Raw genomic sequence first — 17,812 nt, 5'->3', positions numbered from 1 at the left:
CCGTTCACTTGTTGTAGGGGTCGGCGGCATCGCGCAGACCGTCGCCCAGGAAGTTGAGAGCGATCACCGCGATCACTACTGCAGCGCCAGGCGCGAACAGCCACGGCGCCGTGGCGATGGAGCGGATATTCTGCGCCTCGCGCAACAGAACGCCCCATGAGATCGTCGGCGGCTGGAGGCCAAGGCCAAGGAACGACAGAGACGTCTCAGCCAGGATCATGGCGGGAATCGCCAGTGTGATCGACGCGATGATGTGGCTCATGAAGCTCGGCAGCATATGCCGGAAGATGATGCGTCCCTCGGACGCGCCGTCCAGTCGCGCCGCAGTGACGAACTCTTCAGTTCGCAGGCTCAAGAACCGGCCGCGGACGACGCGCGCGAGCTGCGCCCATCCCGTGAGCGAGAGGATGACTGTGATCATAAAATAATTGAGAATGGCTGGCCAGTTCTGAGGCAGCGCTGCGGAAAGGGCGAGCCAGATCGGAATGCTCGGCAGCGACAGCACGAATTCGATGACGCGCTGGATGACGAAATCGATGCGCCCGCCGAAATATCCGGAGATTCCGCCAAGAAGGACGCCGAGCGTCAGCGACAGGATTACGCCGACAAGGCCGACCGACAGCGAAATCTGCGCGCCTTCAATCATGCGGCTCCAGACGCAACGTCCAAGTCGATCAGCGCCGAGGAAGAACACCGTCTCTCTCGGATTCTCCAGCGCGACCAGGTGAAGCGTCGATTTGAAGAGCCCGAGCACGGAATATTCATAGCCGGCGCCGAACAAGGTCAGATGATTTTTACGCGTGGTGTCCTCCGAGAAGACGGCGGCGAGCGTCTGCGGGTCGCGCCTCAGCACGGTCGGATGCACGTAAGGGCGAAACGACCAGCTTCCGTCAGGTTGCGTGTCGATGAAATGGATAGCCTGCGGCGGATGATAGACCGCGCGCGCGTTCTGGCGCGACGGATCATTGATCGCGAAGAAGCCGGGGATGATCGCGACGATGTAGAATATCACCGTGATCCACAGGCCGATCATGGCTGCATGGTGGCGGCGGAACGCCCACCACATGAGCTGCCATTGTGAAGCGACGGCAAGTCGCTTGGGATCTACCGCCTGAAGCGCAGTGTCGGTCATTTCTATTCCAGCCGGATGCGCGGATCGGCGAGCGCCAGCAGGATGTCGCTGATCAACGAGCCGACAAGCGTGAGAGCGCAGATGAGCAGCACGAAGGCGCCGGCGAGATACATGTCCTGCGCCATCAGCGACTGCAGCAGCAACGGACCGGCCGTCGGCAGGCTCATGACAATGGCGACGATGATCGAGCCGGACACGAGGTTCGGCAGCAGCCAGGCGATGGTGGAGATGAAGGGATTGAGCGCGATTCTGACCGGATATTTCATCAGCAGATGGAATTCCGACAGCCCTTTGGCGCGCGCCGTGGTGACGTAGGGCTTGTTCAACTCATCCATCATGTTGGCGCGCATGACGCGGATCAGGCTCGCGGTGCCCGAAACGGCGAGGATGATCACGGGAATCCAGAGATGGTGCAGAAGATCGACGACCTTGCCCAGGCTCCAGGGCGCGTTGAGATACTGTTCCGAGAACAGGCCGCCAACTTCCTGGCCGAGCTCAACCGCGGCGAAATACATGAGCACCAGCGCAAGCAGGAAGCTCGGAATGGCAAGGCCGAGAAAGCTGATCGTCGTGACGATATAATCGGCGATCGAATATTTCTTCACAGCAGAGAAGACGCCGATGGGCAGCGCGATGCCCCAGGTCGCCAGCAATGTCGAAAAAGTGAGCACCAGCGTCAGCGCCATGCGCTCCCAGATCAGTCCGGAGACGGGCTGTTGCCATTCGAAGCTCAGGCCGAAATCGCCGCGCAGCACGATGCCGGAAATCCATTTCCAGTATTGCACGATCATCGGCTGATCGAGCCCGAAGCGCTGCCGCAACTCTGCGGCGGTGTTCTGGTCGACAACTTCGTTAGAAGCGGCGAGCGTCGCGATATAAGTTGTAACGTAGTCGCCGGGCGGCAACTGGATCAGCACGAACGACAGAAAGCTGATCACCACCAGCGATGGAATCATCCAGAGGAGGCGAACAATGATGAAGCGCAGCATCGATGTGAGCGGGAGGTGAGCGCCGGCCGCCAAAGCGGCCGGCGCAAGGCCTTAGGTTGAGAAGAAGAACTGCTGCGGCAGAGCCGGGCCCGGATTCGGCCATGACCAGGCGTTAGGATATTTCGTCGGCACGTTCTGCAGGTTGTTCTTGCAGATGCCGAAGGCGTTGACGCCGAGGCAGACGCCGATGGTCTCGAACGCATCCGCGGTCAGATCGAACAGCGCCTTCATCGCCTTGCCGCGCTTGTCCATGTCCGCGGTGGCGCGCGCCTCGTCGAACAGCTTCATGCGCTGCTTCTGGCTTTCCGGCGGCTCCTGTCCGTCCTTGCCGTTCGAGACGTACCACAGCGTCCACGGCACGGCGTAGCGCGAGCCCTGCGGATGCTGCGCGAAGAAGTCGCGCGGGTCGAGCATCGGATCGAGCCCGCCCGGTCCCGGCCACACGGCGGCGTCATGGTCGTTGTTGTCGCCGCGCGTGTAGTACAGCGCGCGCTCGATCGTGTTGACCTTGATGTCGACGCCGATCTCCGCCCAGTGACGCTTCACCAGTTCCAGCGTGTCCACGTGATCGGGATAGAGCGTCGGGATGACGTCGATCGCGAAGAACAGCTTCTGCCCGTCCGGACGCAGACGGAACCCTTGCGCGTCCTTCTTGTCGAGCCCGATTTTGTCGAGCATCGCGGCCGCCTTCTTGGAATCATGCTCTGTGAACTGGCGCGCCAGCTTCTCATGATACCAGGGATGGCCGGGCCGCGGTCCGGTCTGATAGGGCTCGGATTGGCCGAGATAGACGATGTCGATGATTTCCTTGCGGTCGATGCCAAGTGACAGCGCCTGACGGAACTCCTTGTTGCCGAGAATCTCGCGCAGCTTCGGGTCCTTGTGAGTCATATTCAGATAGATCTGCATCTGCTGCGCAGATGAGTTGACCAGTTCGATCAGGCGGTAGCCGCCCTTCTGCATGTTCTGCGAGAGAGTCGGCTTATTCTGCAGGGTGTCGAGATGGCGCTCCTGAATGTCGAGGCGGCCGGAGATCGCATCGAGCATCAGCGACTCGACGTCCTGCGAGATATTGAACGCCAGCCTGTCGACATAGGGAAGCTGATTGCCTTCCTGGTCCACCTGCCAGAAATAGGGATTGCGCTCCATTGTGACGCGCGTCGCGCCGCCGGTGTAAGGCTCCTTGATCACCCACGGATCGATGGTGGGCTTCTCCGGATTGCTCCAGCGCGACGGAATTTCGATATCGCCGAGCTTGGCGCGGAACAGCGTCGGCCAGTCCGACATGTTCGCGGCCTTTACGAGATCGGCGACCTTGTCGTTGTATTTCGGATGGAACTGGCTGGCGTAATGCTTCGGGAACAAGGTCGGATGCTGGCCGAGCGGCGTCGCCATTTGTTCGAGGAACAGCGCATAGGGGCTGGCGAAGGTGAATTTCACCGTGGTCTCGTCGACCTTGGTCGCCGCGCCGACCTTGCCGCCGATCACGAGCGGCGAGGGCGCAGACTTGTAGAGATCGGTGTTCTTGGCGCAGTCCTCGACGCAGAAGACGACGTCGTCCGCCGTGAACGGCTTGCCGTCCGACCATTTCATGCCCTTGCGCAGATGGAAGGTGAATTCGGTCGAATCCGCATTGACCTCCCACTTCTCGGCGACGTTCGGCAGCACTTCCGTGAAGGCGAGATTCCAGCGCACCAGGCCCTGGTTGCCGACCATGCGCAGGATGCCGTTATGATCAGCCGAGCCGCGCAGGCCGCGACGAATCTGGCCGCCATAACGGCCGATCTTGTCGACCTTGATGACCAGTGGGCTTGCGCTGACGCGGTCCGCCAGCTTCGGCAGCTTGCCGTCAGCTGCAAGTTTCGCGAGATCGGGCGCTTCCTTCGCCGCCTGCGCGAAGGCGGGCCGCGCGTAGGCGGCGTAAGCCGCCACGCCTGCGGCGCCCTTCAAGATGGTGCGGCGGCTCTGGCCTTTTCCGCCCTTCGTCCTGTCGCTCATGTGACCCTCCCATTCATTGCTGCGGTCGTTCCGGATCTCTGTCCGGGCCGGCTTGCTTGTGAAACTGATGCTTGTGAAACTGACTTCTTCACTCCAGCGAGATGCGCACGACAGCGGCGCGGCTTTCGCCAGGCGCCAGCGCGAAAGCGCCAGTGTCAGGCGCGCCTGCCGCGTCGAGATTGAAGGCGTCAACGACATGGCTGACAGGCTCAACGCAGACATAGTCTGCGCCCGAGGGCGCATGCGCGACAAGATGGTTGAGCGGCGAAGAGGCCTGCACGATCACCCGCTCGCCGCTCTGTCGGCGCAGCGTCGCGATGCCGGACCAGGCGCTGAAATGGCGCGTTTCGCTTGAGCCTGCGACGATGCGCTGGCGTGCGGCGCCAAGTTCGCGCCGTGTTGTCGCACATCCCGTCTCATCGACCGCCCATTCGGCCTCAGCCGAAAATTCCACGACGTCGCCGGCGCGCGCGACAAAAAAGGGATGAGAGCCGAAGCCAACGGGCATCGGCTCGGCGGACATATTTCGAATGTCGATTTCGATGGCGAGGCCGACGAGATCGAGCGTCACGGTCTGACGGGCTTCGAACGCCCACGGCCAGCCGGCCTCTTTATTTTCGCTCGGATCATGCCGCAGACCCATCGTCAGACTGATCGCGGAGCGCTGCGTGATCTGCCAGCGATGCGCATGGCCGAAACCATGAAGCGCATGGGGAGCGCAGGCGGGGTGCGGCCGGAGCGTCGCTTCACGATCGCCAAAGGAAAAGCGGGCGTTGCGGATTCGATTCGACCAGGGGATGAGCGGATAAATGCCGGCCTTCGGCCATGCGTCCGCGTCAAAATGGCCTGGAGGCATCGGGACGATGACGTCTCGCCTTCCGTCGCGCGACTCCCGCCAGAATTCCGCGATCCGTCCGCCGGAGTCAGCAGCCACGACCGCCCGGAGATTCCCGGCGGCGAGCAGCGGCAGCCCGTCCTTCTGGAGCGGCTCTGGAGATGCTGAATGACGCGCAGCCTGCGCCGCAAGGACGGTCACAGATGATCCCTCAAGAGACCCGTTGTTTCGGGCCGGCGTTTCTTCCCGCCGGGACGCTAGGAGGGAGGGTCGGCCAAGTCAATCACGATTCTCAGAAATTGCGACACATGACTAGGAACGATGTGTTAGGCCATATAATTTCTCAGTGTATGAGAATTATAGTTGCCTGCTAAAATCGTTCGCCTAAAGTAGAAGGTATGACTGGGCGCGAAGACCCGATGCAGGCAGGGCAGGAACAGGGTGAGGAGGGAACGTTGCCGCAAGGCGCCGGCCTCGTCGCCAAGGCTTTGAGTCTGCTTGACCTGATTGGCCAGGAGCCTGGTCGGCACCGGGCGCAATCGCTCGCTCGCGCGCTTGGTCTGCCGCGCAGCACGGTTTATCGGATTTTGAACGCGCTCGGTCAGCAGGGCATGGTGAGGTCGGGCGCCGGCGTGAGCGGCTACTATCCCGGCTTCAAGATTCTCGAATATGCGCAAGGCGTCTGGCCGCTTGGCGATCTTCCCTTGCTGGCGCTCTCGGAAGTGCGCGGGCTTAACCGATTGACCGGCGAAACAGCGTCCTTCGCCGTGCGCGTTGGCGACGAGACGATCACCATCCAGCAGGCGGAGAGCGATTACACGGCGCGCGCCCGCGCCCAGCTCGGCGCGCGCCAACCCCTGATCGCGACCGCGACAGGACGAGCCGTGATCGCAACGCTCCCTGCGTCGGACCGCGAACATGTGCTTGCCCGCCTTCAGGCCGATCAGAAATCCGGCGTCCAGGCGCCTGACATCGCCAAGCTTCGCGCGCAACTCGATCTCTTCCGATTGCGACGCTATGCGATCGACGACGAGGAGTTCGAGACCGGCATGCGCAGCGTCGGCGCCGCCGCTGTCGATCGCGACGGGACTGCGATTGGCGCGTTCGCGGTCTCGGGGCCATCGTTCCGCATGACTCTTGAACGCGCGCATCAGATTGGCGCGGAGGTGGCCGCCGCGGCTGCGCGATTGAGTGAGACAATGAGTCGGCGAGTCGATCGCGTTCGCCGCGGCGGAGAGAGCGAGACAATCAACATCGTCTGCAACAGCCGCGCATTTCACGCGAAGGCGCCGGCGTGGGACGTGACGCATGAGCGACTGACATGGATCGACGCGCTCGCGCCCGCGATGATGGCCGCCGACATGCCGGAGCGAACCTCGAAGCAGATCATTGCGTTTGAGGCGCCGGTGACCGCGCTGACGCCTGTCGGACGCGATCGCTGGTTCGCGGCGACGGCTTCCGGCGCAAAGCTGATCAGCGACGGCCAGGCGAGCCCGCTCTGGCCGCGCGTGGAAGGCGCGTTGTTGGCGGACGCCGGAGGCGCCTGCGCTGTCGCGGACGATCACGTTTGGCTCGCCGTCGCCGCAGCGACAAATGGCGATGCGCGGTGCGGCCTCTATCGTCTTGGCGCGAACGGCGCTTCGCTTGCGCTTGAATTGGAATCAGGTGCGACAGACGTTGTTCTCGCTCCTTCGCGCGACGCCTTGCTCGCAGCCTGCGCCGATACGGGCGAAATACTGCAAATTTCTTTGAGCGGAACCGGTCTTGGGAAAGCCAAAGCCTTCGTGCGCATCGATCCGATCCACGGCAAGCCCACGGCGCTGGCGGTAGATTCTTCCGGCGATCTCTGGATCGCCTTGTGGGACGGCTGGGCGGTCGCGCGCGTTCCGCGCGGCGGCGGCGATCTGCAGCTTCTGGCGCTACCGGTGCCGCGCCCGACTGGATTGACATTCGGCGGCGGCGATAGCGGGATGCTTTTCATCGTCAGCAGCCGGCTCGGATTGTCGCCGCAGCAATTGGCGGATGCGCCGCTGTCGGGCGCCGTTTTCGCGGTCAGCCGCGCAGATCGTGACAAGCTTCTTCGCTGATCTCTGGAGTCGGAAATGAAAGTGCTTCTGACCGGCGCCGCCGGGCGCATCGGAACGAAATTGCGGCGTGAGCTTGCCGGCAGATACGAGCTGCTTCGTTGCTTCGACAGGCTGCCGACGCAGGACCTCCGAGAAAACGAAGAGGGAATCGTCGGCGATATCTCCGATCTCAGCGTCGTTGAGCGCGCGATGGACTCGATTGATGGCGTCATTCACATGGCCGGAGTGCCCTTCGAGGCCGATTTCGACACGCTGCTGCCGACGAACATCATCGGCCTCTGGAATGTTTATGAGGCCGCGCGAAAGAAGGGCGCCAAGCGCGTCGTCTTCGGCTCATCCAATCACGCGGTTGGATTTTATCCGCGCAGCGAGACAATCGACCACACGGCATTGCCCCGCCCGGATTCGCAATATGGCTTGACGAAATGCTGGGGTGAAGCCGTGGGCGCGCTTTACGCCGACAAGTATGGCGTGAAGAGCCTGCATGTCCGCATCGGCAACGCCGGCGAAGAGCCGACGAGCAAACGGCTAATGGCGATCTGGATCAGCGGTCGCGATCTCGCGCAGCTTTGCCGGATCGGCCTCGAGCATCCGGCTATCCACAATGACATCGTCTATGGCGTGTCGAACAATTCCACCTCCTGGTATGACAATTCGCATGCGCATTCGCTCGGCTACGCGCCCCAGGACAGCGCCGACGCGTTTGCGGAAGCCGCCGCAGCCGGCGAAGCCAAGGTCGTGTTCAATCCGGTCGAGCGCTATTATCAAGGCGGGCTTTTTTGCGCCCTCGAATATGCCGGCGATCCCGTTCCCCAGTCGGATCGATAGGCGAAGGAGCTCATAATGCGCATCGCCGATGTTCGCATCACTCCAATCGCTTTTCGCGATCCACCCCTGCTCAATGTTGCAGGTTGCCACGAGCCTTGGGCGGTGCGTTCGATCATTGAGATCGAAACGGACAACGGGCTCGTAGGGCTCGGCGAAAGCTATGGCGAGGATGCGACGCTTGCCGATCTCAATGCGATTGCACCCAAACTTGTTGGCCTTGACCCATTTGATCTGAACGCGTTGGCGCGCGCAGTCTATGCGCGCTTCGCCGATCTCGGCGATGCCGCCGCCGCCTTTCCCGCGAAAGGCGACAAGGCGCGCGCATCGGCGCTCGGGGCATTCGAGGTTCCGTTTCTTGATCTGCAGGGGCAGGCGACGAAGCGGCCGCTCTATGAAATTCTTGGCGGCGCGGTCAGGGAGAACGTCTCCTACAGCGCCTATCTCTTCTACAAATTCGCGCGCCACAAGGATGATCCCGGATATCCGCAGGATTCATGGGGCGAGGGGCTCACCCATCAGCAGATGGTCGCTCAGGCGAAGCGCATGATCGACGAGTATGGATTCGGCTCGATCAAGCTGAAGGCGGGTGTGTTCGATCCGGAATTCGAGATCGAGACTTTGCGCGCTCTGCGCGATGCATTTCCCGGCTATCCCCTCCGCATCGATCCCAATGGCGGCTGGAGCGTCGAGACCACGCGCCGCCTGATGCCGAAGCTTACGGGACTGCTTGAATATCTCGAAGATCCCGCGCCGACGCTTCAGGACATGGGCGAGGTCGCGAAGTTCGCGACCATGCCGCTTGCAACCAACATGGTCACTATCGCGTTCGGCCATATCCCTGAAACGATCAGGTTGAACGCGGTGCAGGTGGTTCTCACCGATCACCATTACTGGGGCGGCCTTCGCGCGACGCAGCAGCTTGCGCATCTCGGACGCGTCTTCGGCTTCGGCGTGTCGATGCATTCGAATTCGCATATGGGTATCAGCCTCGCCGCCATGACCCATGTCGGCGCGACGATTCCGAATCTCACCTATGCCTGCGACACGCATTATCCCTGGCAGGAGGATGAGGTGATCGAGGGCGGCAAGCTCGCGATCAGGGGCGGCGCGCTCGCGCCGCCGGCCGGCCATGGATTAGGCGTGAAGCTCGATCGCGCGGCGCTGAAGCGCCTCCATCAGAACTGGCTCGATTGCGGCATTCGCAAGCGCGACGACGGCAAGGAGATGCGCAAGCATCAGCCGGACTGGAAAGGCGATCGTCCGCGATTCTAAGCACGAAAATTACAGCTTCAGCGGCTCGCCGAACTTCGCGATTGGCGCGCCGGGAACATCCACGCGGAATGAGATGAGCGAGCCCGCTTCCTTCGGTCCAAGCCGGTCGCTTGTCAGCGATGTGACATAGAGCGTCTTGAGATCGGGGCCGCCGAAGCAGGGCATCGTCGGCGCCGCAAGTGGAACCTTGATCTTCCGCTCGATCGTTCCGCCGGGCGCGATGCGGTTGATGCAGCCAGCCGAGACGCCGGCCGACCAATAATAACCCTCGGTGTCGCAGGCGCCGCCGTCAGGCCGTCCTTCTGCGTCGGTCAGCGTGATCACCTTGCGCTGATTTGAAAGCGCGCCTGTTTTCCGATCGAGATCGAACGTATGCACCCAGGGGCCGCGGCTGTCCGAATGCCAGAGCGTACGTCCATCAGGCGAGAAGGCGAGCCCGTTCGAGACATAGAGTCCATCGAACATCTGGTGCGATGAGCCGTCGGCGTCGATGCGGTAGAGCGCGGCGACCGGCTGCCGGTCGGGCCGATCATCCATGCTGCCGACCCAGAAGCGGCCATCCGGACCGATCTTGCCGTCGTTCAGCCGGTTGGTCGGCTTGTCCGGTTCGGGATGAACCAGAAATTCCAGCGTCTCCGTTTTGAAGTCGAAGAAATGAACGCCGTTGCGCAGCGCGACGATAGCGCGCCCGTCCGGGCAGAAGCCGAAGCTGCCGATCGTCGCCGGCATGCGCCAGCTTCTGATCGCGGCGGTTGCGGGATCGAGGCGCATCAGCGCCGGCGCCTGGATGTCGATGAAATAGAGCGCCTGCTCCTCCGGGCTCCAGCAAGGGCCTTCGCCGAGGCCGAGCTGGCGATCGATATGGACGGTGATTTCGGGGAAGTCGGTGCGCATGGATGTCCTCTGACCTCCCTTAGATTTCGGACTCGCAGGATTTGACAAGCCCGAAGTTTGATATATCAGATTTCTCAGCTTTACCGTTTCCACACGGACGTGATGATGGCGCGCGCGCCGCTGGAGCCTTTCGATCCGATCGTCCTCAAGGGACTGCGCGATCACGTCCATGGCGTGCTTCGGCAGGCGATCATTTCCGGCAAGCTGCCGTCGGGTTCGGATCTGAACGAGCGCCAGATCGCCGAGGAGTTGGGCATCTCGACCACGCCCGTAAAGGAGGCGCTGCGCCGGCTGGAAGGCGAGGGGCTGATTGTGACCGAACCTCGCCGCAGTTCGCGCGTGACCTTTGACGCGCGTCAGGCGGAAGAGATGGCGCTGGCGCGCGCGGCGCTCGAGAGCATGATCGCCCGTATGGCGGCGGCCACTATAACCGACGCTGATCTCGCCGATCTCGAGCAGATATTTTCGCAGATGGCGGCCGCGACCAAAGTGGGCGATGTGCCGGAGCTGATCCAGCTCAACGAGCAGTATCACGAGGCGATCCACGCGATCTCCGATTGCCGCTATCTCCAGCGCGTGTTGATCGGCCAGCGCGTTTACGATTCGGCCACGCGCGCCTTTCTGCTCGGCGATGTCGAGGAGCGCGAACGCGCGCTTGCCGAGCATCGCGCCATTCTCGACGCGTTGACTGAACGCGACAGCGATGCGGCCGAGCGCGCGATGCGGGATCATGTCGTTCGATCCGGACGGCAGCATGTGAAGACGGCTTTCGAACGTCGGGCGACGACAGCAAAACAGGAAGAGATCGCATGACAAAGCAGAGTGTGCGCGCAGGCCTGGCCGGCATTTCCGGCGTCCATGTCACGCCCTATGGTGCGAACGGCGCGATTGATGCCGCAATGATGACGCGCATCGTCGATCGCATCGCGACAGCGGGCATCCAGAACATCGTTTCCGCCGGCAACACCGGCGAATTCTATGCGCTCACGCCTGACGAGGTCAGGCTCACGCACGACACCGCGATCGCAGCGAACGCCGGTCGTTCGCTGGTGACGGCGGCTGTCGGCCGTTCGCTGAAGGAGGCGATCGAGCTTGGCAAGCGCGCCAAGGGTGCGGGCGCGAACGCCATCATGGCGCATCAGCCGCTCGATCCTTTCGCCGCGCCGCAGGCGCAGGCCGGATATTTCCGCACGCTCGCCGACGAGGTCGACCTTCCGCTGGTCGCTTATGTCAGGTCCGACGCGATGAGCTTCAACGACCTCATGAGCGTCGCCAATCATCCCAACGTCGCCGGCGTGAAATTCGCCGCGACGAACCTGATGATGCTGGCTGAATGCGTGCGCGCCAGCGGCCCGGCGACGGCGCTCTGGGTTTGCGGCCTTGCTGAAGGCTGGGCTGCGCCCTTCTATGCCGTCGGCGCGCGCGGCTTCACGTCGGGCCTCGTGAATGTCGATCCCGCCCGTTCGCTCGCAATCCATACCGCGCTCGAGTCCGGATATTTCGACCGTGTGCGTGATCTCGTCACCACGATCGCGAAATTCGAGCAGATGCGCACCAAGTTCGGCAATGGCGCGAATGTGACCGTGGTGAAGGAGGCGCTTGATCTCATCGGCTTCGCCGTGGGGCCGGTGCGCCAGCCTGGCCTGCCCGCGCTCGACGCGGCGGATCGCGATCAATTGGCCGACGTGCTGCGCGGCTGGGGCCTGATCCCGAGCCGCGTCGCGGCGGAATAGCCTCGAACATCTCCCGACGCATCGAAGGCGCGCGGCTGGAATTGCCAAGCCGCGCGCCTTCTGCTTTGTGCGCTCCGCTATCGGAGCTTCCCTTGGGAAGTGAAACGGGAATGCGGTGACATCGGCGACGATGAAAGCCGCGACTGCCCCCGCAACTGTAGGCGGCGAGCCTGTCTCTTCGACGTCACTGGCCCGAAAGGCCGGGAAGGCGGAGACGGGCGTCATCAGCCGCGAGTCAGGAGACCGGCCGAGAGCGTGACAAACTGACTCGGCGGTGGGCCGACGCGGAGAGCCGATGGATTGCGATTGCGCAGGCCCGACCAATCGGTTCGGCCTCGATGCCGAGCAAAGCGACGCATGAAGTCGCCGCGCGCATTTCTGATTCCGACGCTCTCGATTGCGCTGATCGCGCTCGCGATCCTGTCGCTCGGCGTTGGGCCCGTCGTTATTCCACCCGCGCGCATCATCAGCGCTCTTTTGGGCGGCGCAAGCGACATCGATCGCGCCATCATCATCGACATCCGCCTGCCGCGCGCGCTGCTCGCCATTCTGATTGGCGGCGGGCTCGGCCTTTCCGGCGCCGCCTTGCAGGGACTTCTGCGCAATCCGCTCGCGGCGCCCTCGCTGTTCGGCGCGCCGCAGGCGGCGGCGTTCGGCGCCGTCTGCACCATTTCGCTTGGTCTCGCTGACACTCTTTCCTTCGCGCTGCCGATCGCAGCGATCATTGGCGCCTTCATCTCGGTCTTTCTGATCGTGCTCGTCGCCGGACGCGATGCGAGCCTGCTGCTGCTGATCCTCGCCGGTCTCGCCGTTTCCGCGCTGGCGGGCGCCGCGACCGCGCTCGCCATGAATCTCTCGCCTAATCCCTTCGCCGCGCTCGAGATCGCATTCTGGCTGCTCGGCTCTCTGGAGGATCGCAGCTTCCGCCATGTGCTCATGGCGGCGCCCTTCATCATCATCGGCGCCGCGATTCTTCTGCGCTTTGGCGACGCCTTTCGCGCGCTCACGCTTGGCGAGGAGGTGGCGGAAAGCCTCGGCGTTCAGGTGCGGCGGCTGCGGCTGATCGTGATCGTCGCCGTGGCGCTTGGCGTCGGAGCTTCTGTCGCCGTGGCGGGAACCATCAGCTTCATCGGCCTCGTCGCGCCTCATCTCATGCGGCCCTTCGTGGCGTACGATCCGAAGCGGCTTCTTGTTCCGAGCGCGCTCGCCGGGGCGTGTCTCCTGACGGCCGCCGATCTCTGCGTGCGCGTGATTCCCTCGACGACTGACATCAAGGTCGGCGTTCTCACGACCATGATCGGCGTGCCGTTCTTCCTGTATCTCATCGTGCGCGAACGGCGCGCGCTCAGCGGCGCGATCGCATGAGCGGACCGCAACTCAGCTTCCGCAACCTTTCGGTCTCGCTTTCGAAGCGGACGATCGTGCGCGATGTCTCCGCGGATTTTCCTTCTTCGGGGCTCGTTGCCCTGCTGGGGCCGAACGGCGCCGGCAAGACGACTCTGGTGAAGGCGATCGTCGGCCTCGCGCCTTCGTCCGGCCGCATCGAAATCGGCGGCGAAGATGCTGCGACGCTGTCGCCTGCGACGCGCGCGCAGCGCATCGGCTATCTCCCGCAAGGCCATGTCACGCACTGGCCCTTGCCCGCGCGCGACATCGTCGCGCTTGGCCGCTACGCCCATGGCTCGCGCGATCCGAGCCGCCTGAACGAAAAGGATATTGCTGCGGTCGAGAGCGCGATGGAGGCGACGGGAACGGTTGCTTTCGCCGATCGCCCTGTGACGGAACTGTCCGGCGGCGAACGCGCGCGCATCGCGCTGGCGCGCGTGCTGGCTTCGGAAACGCCTGTCATTCTCGCCGATGAGCCCATCGCCTCGCTCGATCCGCATTATCAGCTCTCCGTCATGGCGGTCCTGAAAGACATGGCTGGGAAAGGGAGGCTCGTGATCGTGGTGATGCATGACCTTTCATTGGCGTGGCGTTATGCCGATCGTATTATCGTCATGCATCAGGGCGGCATCACGTCGGATGGCCCCGCTGAATCGACTTTGACGCCTGAATTGCTCAAAGCCGTGTTCGGCGTCTCGGCCGAATGGATTCCGCACGGCGATCGCACGATCCTTGCGACTGTCGCCGCGGTTGACGCGTCATGAAGTTCTGGATCGCTCTCGCCGGTCTTGCCGCGCTTGCGCCTTTGGGCGTGGCGCACGCGCAGCAGCGAACCGCAGCGCCGGAGCGGATCGCCTCGATCAATCTCTGCACCGATCAGCATCTGCTCTCCATGGCTGCGCCCACGCAGATCGGCGGACTCAGCCCCTATGCGCGCGACGCGGTGCGATCCTGGTTTGCGAAGCAGGCGGCGGGCTATCCCACTCTCTCCGGCGGCGCCGAGGATGTGCTGGTGCTGCAGCCCGATCTCGTCGTCGCCGGGCGCTACACCAAGCGCGCGACGCGCGAGCTTCTGAAGATTCAGGGCGTGCGCGTCGAGGAGTTCGATGCGATCAATTCGATCGAGGATGCGAAACGCCAGATCATGCGCTTCGGCGAATTGATCGGCCGACGCGAGCAGGCGATGGCGCAGGTTGCATCCATTGATGCAGCGCTGGCGCGCGCCAGGGCCGCCGTGATGCAGCGGGGCGCGACAGCTTTGCCAGCGCAGCGTCGCGGCTGGGTCTCCGGCGAGCGCAGCCTGATGACGTCGCTGCTCGACGCGGTCGGCATGCGCAACGCGGCTGCGGCGACGGGCGTCCGCAACGGCAAATTCATGTCGCTCGAAGCGATCGTGGCGCTGCGACCCGACTTCCTGCTTGTCAGCCGCGACGACGACGTGGCCGAGGATCAGGGGCGCGCCATGATGCTGCATCCCGCCATCGCCAGCCGCTATCCCCGCGATCGCATTCTCGTCCTGCCTGAAAGCCTGACGGTCTGCGGCGGCGCCATGCTGGTCGACGCGCTTGATCGGCTGACCGAACAGGTGTTGCGGTTGCAGCGACCGCGATGAGTTTTCACGACGCGATTCCCGTCGTTCTCGCCGCGCTGGTTTTCGACGCGCTGATTGGCGACCCCGATGGAATATGGCGTCGCTGGCCGCATCCCGTCGTCTGGATCGGCCGACTGATCAGCGCGCTCGATGCGCGCTGGAACGATGAGCGCACGACGACGGCGATGCGCCGAATGACGGGCGTCGCCGCTCTTGCGACGATCGTTCTCATCACCGGCATGACGGCGTTTCTGATCGATCGTCTCGCGCGTCTCGCTCCGCCGCCGTTCGACACGCTTGCGCTCGGCCTCATCGCTTCGATCTTCATCGCGCAGAAGAGTCTCTATCAGCATGTTGCGCGTGTCAGCGCCGCATTCCGCGATGGCGGCTTGCCTGCGGCGCGTCGGGCTGTCTCGATGATCGTCGGTCGCAACCCAGATGCGCTCGATGAGTCAGGCGTCAGCCGTGCCGCGATCGAATCCTGCGCCGAGAATTTCTCCGACGGAGTCGTCGCGCCCGTCTTCTGGCTGGCGTTGTTCGGACTGCCCGGCCTTGTGATCTACAAGGCCGTGAACACGGCCGATTCCATGATCGGCCATCGCAGCGCGCGCCATCTCATGTTCGGCTGGGCTTCGGCGCGATGCGACGACGCGCTCAACTGGATTCCGGCGCGTCTTTCAGGCGTTCTCGTCGCCATCGGCGGCGCAATCTCCGGCGGCAGATTGCTCGAGCCCATTCGCACAATGTTTCGCGATGCGCGCCTGCATCGCTCGCCGAATGCGGGCTGGCCCGAGGCCGCGATGGCGGCGAGCCTCGGCGTCGCGCTTGGCGGGCCGCGTCAATATCCGGGCTATCGCGTCGATGACCCTTTCCTCAACGGCGAAGGTCGCGCGGTCGATAGCGCCGACATCGATCGCGCGCTGCGGATTCTCGTTGGCGCCTGCATCGCCGAGTTTGGCGTCTATGCAGGAATTTTCGTTCTGCTTCGCTGACGCGCGATATCGAGAATGGCATCGATGTCGAGATGTCGTTCGAGATGGTCGGCGAGCGCTTCAAGCGCTTGCTCGACTCGTTCGGCGTAGGCGAGCGAGGACGCAGCGCCGAACGAGCGGAGATACGCGCTGCGGAACGCGTCGCTGACGAAGAAGCCGTGCGCATAGGTTCCGGCGACGCGCCCGTCGCGCGACGTTGCGCCGTCGGGCTTTCCGTCGATCGCGATGACGGGGCGTTCACAATCTGCGCCCGACGTCTGCCCGAGATGGATTTCATAGCCGCGGATCGGCGTTTCCGTCGCGAGATGCGTCGCCTCGATCGATCGCGTGATCTTGTCGCCGGACAGCGTTGTATGAACGTCGAGAAAGCCCAGCCCCGCAACGCTTTCCGGCTTCCCCTCTATTCCATCGGGGTCGGCGATGGTCTTGCCGAGCATCTGATAACCGCCGCAGAGACCGAGCACATGGCCGCCGCGGCGGACATGCGCGGCGAGATCGATGTCCCATCCCTGCGCGCGGAAGAAGGCGAGATCGGCGATAGTTGATTTCGATCCCGGCAAGACGACGAGATCGGCGTCGCCGGGCAGCGGCTCGCCCGGGCGCACAAAGACGAGTTCGACATCGCTTTCCATGCCGAGCGGATCGAGATCGTCGAAATTCGCGATGCGCGCGATCACAGGCGTCGCGATCTTGAGCTTGCGGCCGCGCGTGGATTTTTCGCGTTCAAGATCAAGCGCGTCTTCCGCCGGAAGCCAAGCCGCTTCCGGCAGCCACGGCGCGACGCCAAGCGAACGCCATCCCGTGCGAGATGCGATCTCTTTCAGGCCATCATCGAACAGGCTGACATCGCCGCGGAATTTATTGATGAGGAACGCCTTGATGCGTTCGCGCTCGTCATCCGGCAGCACCGCATGGGTGCCGACGAGGCTGGCGATGACGCCGCCGCGATCGATGTCGCCGGCGAGGATGACGGGAATATCGGCTTCCTCGGCGAAGCCCATATTGGCGATATCGCCGCGCCGGAGATTGATTTCCGCCGGGCTGCCGGCGCCTTCGACGATCACGAGGTCGGCTTCGCGCTCCAACCGCGCGAAGCTGTCCATGACGTGAGGCATCAGCGTTTCGCGTCGCGCGCCGAAATCGCGCGCGCGCATCAGGCCGAAGCGTTTGCCCTGCACAATGATCTGCGAACGATTGTCGGCTTCCGGCTTCAACAGCACCGGATTCATATGCACAGAGGCGGGAACCTTCGCGGCCAGCGCCTGCACCACCTGCGCGCGGCCAATCTCTCCGCCTTCGACCGCAGCCGCATTGTTCGACATGTTCTGCGGCTTGAACGGCCGCACATTCAGCCCACGCTTGACGAAAATCCGACAGAGACCCGCGACCAAGGTCGACTTTCCGACATTGGAGCCCGTGCCCATCACCATGACAGCCGGTTTGCGTTCGCGAGGCTCGCTCATTCCGCGCTTCCCGCGGCCGCGTCGAGCGCGGGACCTTTCATTACGAGCGGCAATCCTGCGGCGACAAAAATCACGCGATCCGCTTCGGCCGCGATCATCTGGTTCAATCGCCCCTGCCAATCGCGGAACCGCCGCGCCAGCGCATTGTCGGGCACAATGCCAAGTCCGACTTCGTTCGAGACGACAATCGCCGGGCCTCGAAGACGCTCTGTGCATGTGCGGAGAGCTTCGATCTCCGCCTCTACATCGCGCTCCGCGAGCATGATGTTGGAGAGCCAGAGCGTGAGGCAGTCAACCAGCAGGATATTTGTCGGCGCCGCATGCGTGCGCAGCATGGAAGCGAGCGCGATCGGCGCGTCGATGGTCGTCCAGTCCGCGCCGCGATCACTGCGATGCTTCGCGATGCGCTCGCGCATTTCCTCATCATAGGCTTCGGCGGTCGCGATATAGATTTTCTCAAGCCTCGCCGCCCGCGCGAGTTGCTCGGCCAGCCGCGATTTTCCCGAGCGCGCGCCGCCGAGAATGAAGGTGAGATGCGGGCTCATATTTGCGCTGGATCTCCGTGACGGGCTTTGGAGGGCGTGGGATGGGGAGTCAATCGCGCGCAGTTCC

Annotated in this window: 16 protein-coding genes and 1 riboswitch; of the genes, 9 read left to right on the top strand and 7 right to left on the bottom strand. The window is 63.4% G+C overall.

From position 1 onward, the window contains the following. Positions 1 to 4: 4 nt before the first annotated feature. The 4 genes from L8F45_RS16450 to L8F45_RS16435 form a co-directional block, all read right to left on the bottom strand. The gene (locus L8F45_RS16450) at positions 5 to 1,132 is read right to left on the bottom strand and encodes an ABC transporter permease (RefSeq protein ID WP_342358953.1); all 1,128 of its coding nucleotides are present in this window, start codon (positions 1,130 to 1,132) and stop codon (positions 5 to 7) included. 2 nt (positions 1,133 to 1,134) lie between these two features. After that, positions 1,135 to 2,121, bottom strand: coding sequence for an ABC transporter permease (locus L8F45_RS16445; protein WP_342358952.1), 987 nt, complete (start codon positions 2,119 to 2,121; stop codon positions 1,135 to 1,137). Positions 2,122 to 2,172: 51 nt separating this feature from the next. Next, positions 2,173 to 4,119, bottom strand: a complete 1,947-nt coding sequence (locus L8F45_RS16440; RefSeq protein WP_342358951.1) for an ABC transporter substrate-binding protein — start codon at positions 4,117 to 4,119, stop codon at positions 2,173 to 2,175. Positions 4,120 to 4,207: 88 nt separating this feature from the next. After that, a complete protein-coding gene (locus L8F45_RS16435; RefSeq protein ID WP_342358950.1) occupies positions 4,208 to 5,155 on the bottom strand; it encodes an aldose 1-epimerase in 948 nt (315 codons plus the stop codon). 218 nt (positions 5,156 to 5,373) lie between these two features. Here L8F45_RS16435 and L8F45_RS16430 point away from each other — a divergent pair, with 218 nt between their 5' ends. From L8F45_RS16430 to L8F45_RS16420, 3 genes are read left to right on the top strand one after another with little or no spacing between them, the layout of a single operon-like run. Further along, positions 5,374 to 7,041 (top strand): IclR family transcriptional regulator domain-containing protein, encoded by a 1,668-nt coding sequence (locus tag L8F45_RS16430; protein ID WP_342358949.1) that lies wholly within the window; start codon positions 5,374 to 5,376, stop codon positions 7,039 to 7,041. A 15-nt stretch (positions 7,042 to 7,056) separates the two neighbouring features. Then, on the top strand, positions 7,057 to 7,869 hold the full coding sequence (locus L8F45_RS16425; RefSeq protein ID WP_342358948.1) for an NAD-dependent epimerase/dehydratase family protein: 813 nt from the start codon (positions 7,057 to 7,059) through the stop codon (positions 7,867 to 7,869). Positions 7,870 to 7,884: 15 nt separating this feature from the next. After that, positions 7,885 to 9,141 carry a glucarate dehydratase family protein gene (locus tag L8F45_RS16420; RefSeq protein ID WP_342358947.1) on the top strand — a complete coding sequence of 419 codons (1,257 nt, stop codon included), beginning with the start codon at positions 7,885 to 7,887 and terminating at the stop codon, positions 9,139 to 9,141. 9 nt (positions 9,142 to 9,150) lie between these two features. On the opposite strand, the gene L8F45_RS16415 is transcribed toward L8F45_RS16420, so the two are convergent. Then, on the bottom strand, positions 9,151 to 10,035 hold the full coding sequence (locus L8F45_RS16415; protein WP_342358946.1) for an SMP-30/gluconolactonase/LRE family protein: 885 nt from the start codon (positions 10,033 to 10,035) through the stop codon (positions 9,151 to 9,153). A gap of 57 nt (positions 10,036 to 10,092) precedes the next feature. Between L8F45_RS16415 and L8F45_RS16410 the strand changes: the two genes are divergently transcribed. The 6 genes from L8F45_RS16410 (at position 10,093) to cbiB (ending at position 15,737) form a co-directional block, all read left to right on the top strand. Further along, positions 10,093 to 10,848: a GntR family transcriptional regulator gene (locus tag L8F45_RS16410; protein WP_342358945.1), complete on the top strand. Its 756-nt coding sequence runs from the start codon at positions 10,093 to 10,095 to the stop codon at positions 10,846 to 10,848. Then, positions 10,845 to 11,768, top strand: coding sequence for a dihydrodipicolinate synthase family protein (locus L8F45_RS16405; protein WP_342358944.1), 924 nt, complete (start codon positions 10,845 to 10,847; stop codon positions 11,766 to 11,768). The genes L8F45_RS16410 and L8F45_RS16405 overlap by 4 nt, the downstream gene beginning before the upstream one ends. Before the next feature lie 64 nt (positions 11,769 to 11,832). Continuing rightward, a riboswitch (cobalamin riboswitch) is annotated at positions 11,833 to 12,034 on the top strand. Positions 12,035 to 12,125: 91 nt separating this feature from the next. Continuing rightward, complete coding sequence (locus L8F45_RS16400; protein WP_342358943.1) at positions 12,126 to 13,133, top strand: FecCD family ABC transporter permease; 1,008 nt, start codon at positions 12,126 to 12,128, stop codon at positions 13,131 to 13,133. Further along, the gene (locus L8F45_RS16395; RefSeq protein WP_342358942.1) at positions 13,130 to 13,918 is read left to right on the top strand and encodes an ABC transporter ATP-binding protein; all 789 of its coding nucleotides are present in this window, start codon (positions 13,130 to 13,132) and stop codon (positions 13,916 to 13,918) included. Before L8F45_RS16400 ends, L8F45_RS16395 begins: the two co-directional genes overlap by 4 nt. Next, on the top strand, positions 13,915 to 14,766 hold the full coding sequence (locus L8F45_RS16390) for an ABC transporter substrate-binding protein (protein ID WP_342358941.1): 852 nt from the start codon (positions 13,915 to 13,917) through the stop codon (positions 14,764 to 14,766). Before L8F45_RS16395 ends, L8F45_RS16390 begins: the two co-directional genes overlap by 4 nt. Then, positions 14,763 to 15,737: an adenosylcobinamide-phosphate synthase CbiB gene (cbiB, locus tag L8F45_RS16385; RefSeq protein ID WP_342358940.1), complete on the top strand. Its 975-nt coding sequence runs from the start codon at positions 14,763 to 14,765 to the stop codon at positions 15,735 to 15,737. Before L8F45_RS16390 ends, cbiB begins: the two co-directional genes overlap by 4 nt. Here the strand turns inward: cbiB and L8F45_RS16380 are convergent. Further along, a complete protein-coding gene (locus L8F45_RS16380; RefSeq protein ID WP_342358939.1) occupies positions 15,707 to 17,200 on the bottom strand; it encodes a cobyric acid synthase in 1,494 nt (497 codons plus the stop codon). The two genes, cbiB and L8F45_RS16380, sit on opposite strands and share 31 nt — an antisense overlap. Next, positions 17,197 to 17,745 carry a bifunctional adenosylcobinamide kinase/adenosylcobinamide-phosphate guanylyltransferase gene (gene cobU / locus L8F45_RS16375; RefSeq protein ID WP_342358938.1) on the bottom strand — a complete coding sequence of 183 codons (549 nt, stop codon included), beginning with the start codon at positions 17,743 to 17,745 and terminating at the stop codon, positions 17,197 to 17,199. The genes L8F45_RS16380 and cobU overlap by 4 nt, the downstream gene beginning before the upstream one ends. Positions 17,746 to 17,812: the final 67 nt, after the last annotated feature.

Source organism: Terrirubrum flagellatum, assembly GCF_022059845.1.
Taxonomy (GTDB): domain Bacteria; phylum Pseudomonadota; class Alphaproteobacteria; order Rhizobiales; family Beijerinckiaceae; genus Terrirubrum; species Terrirubrum flagellatum.
Note: the sequence above shows the minus strand (reverse complement) of the source record. Positions and strands in the feature narration are given on the sequence as shown.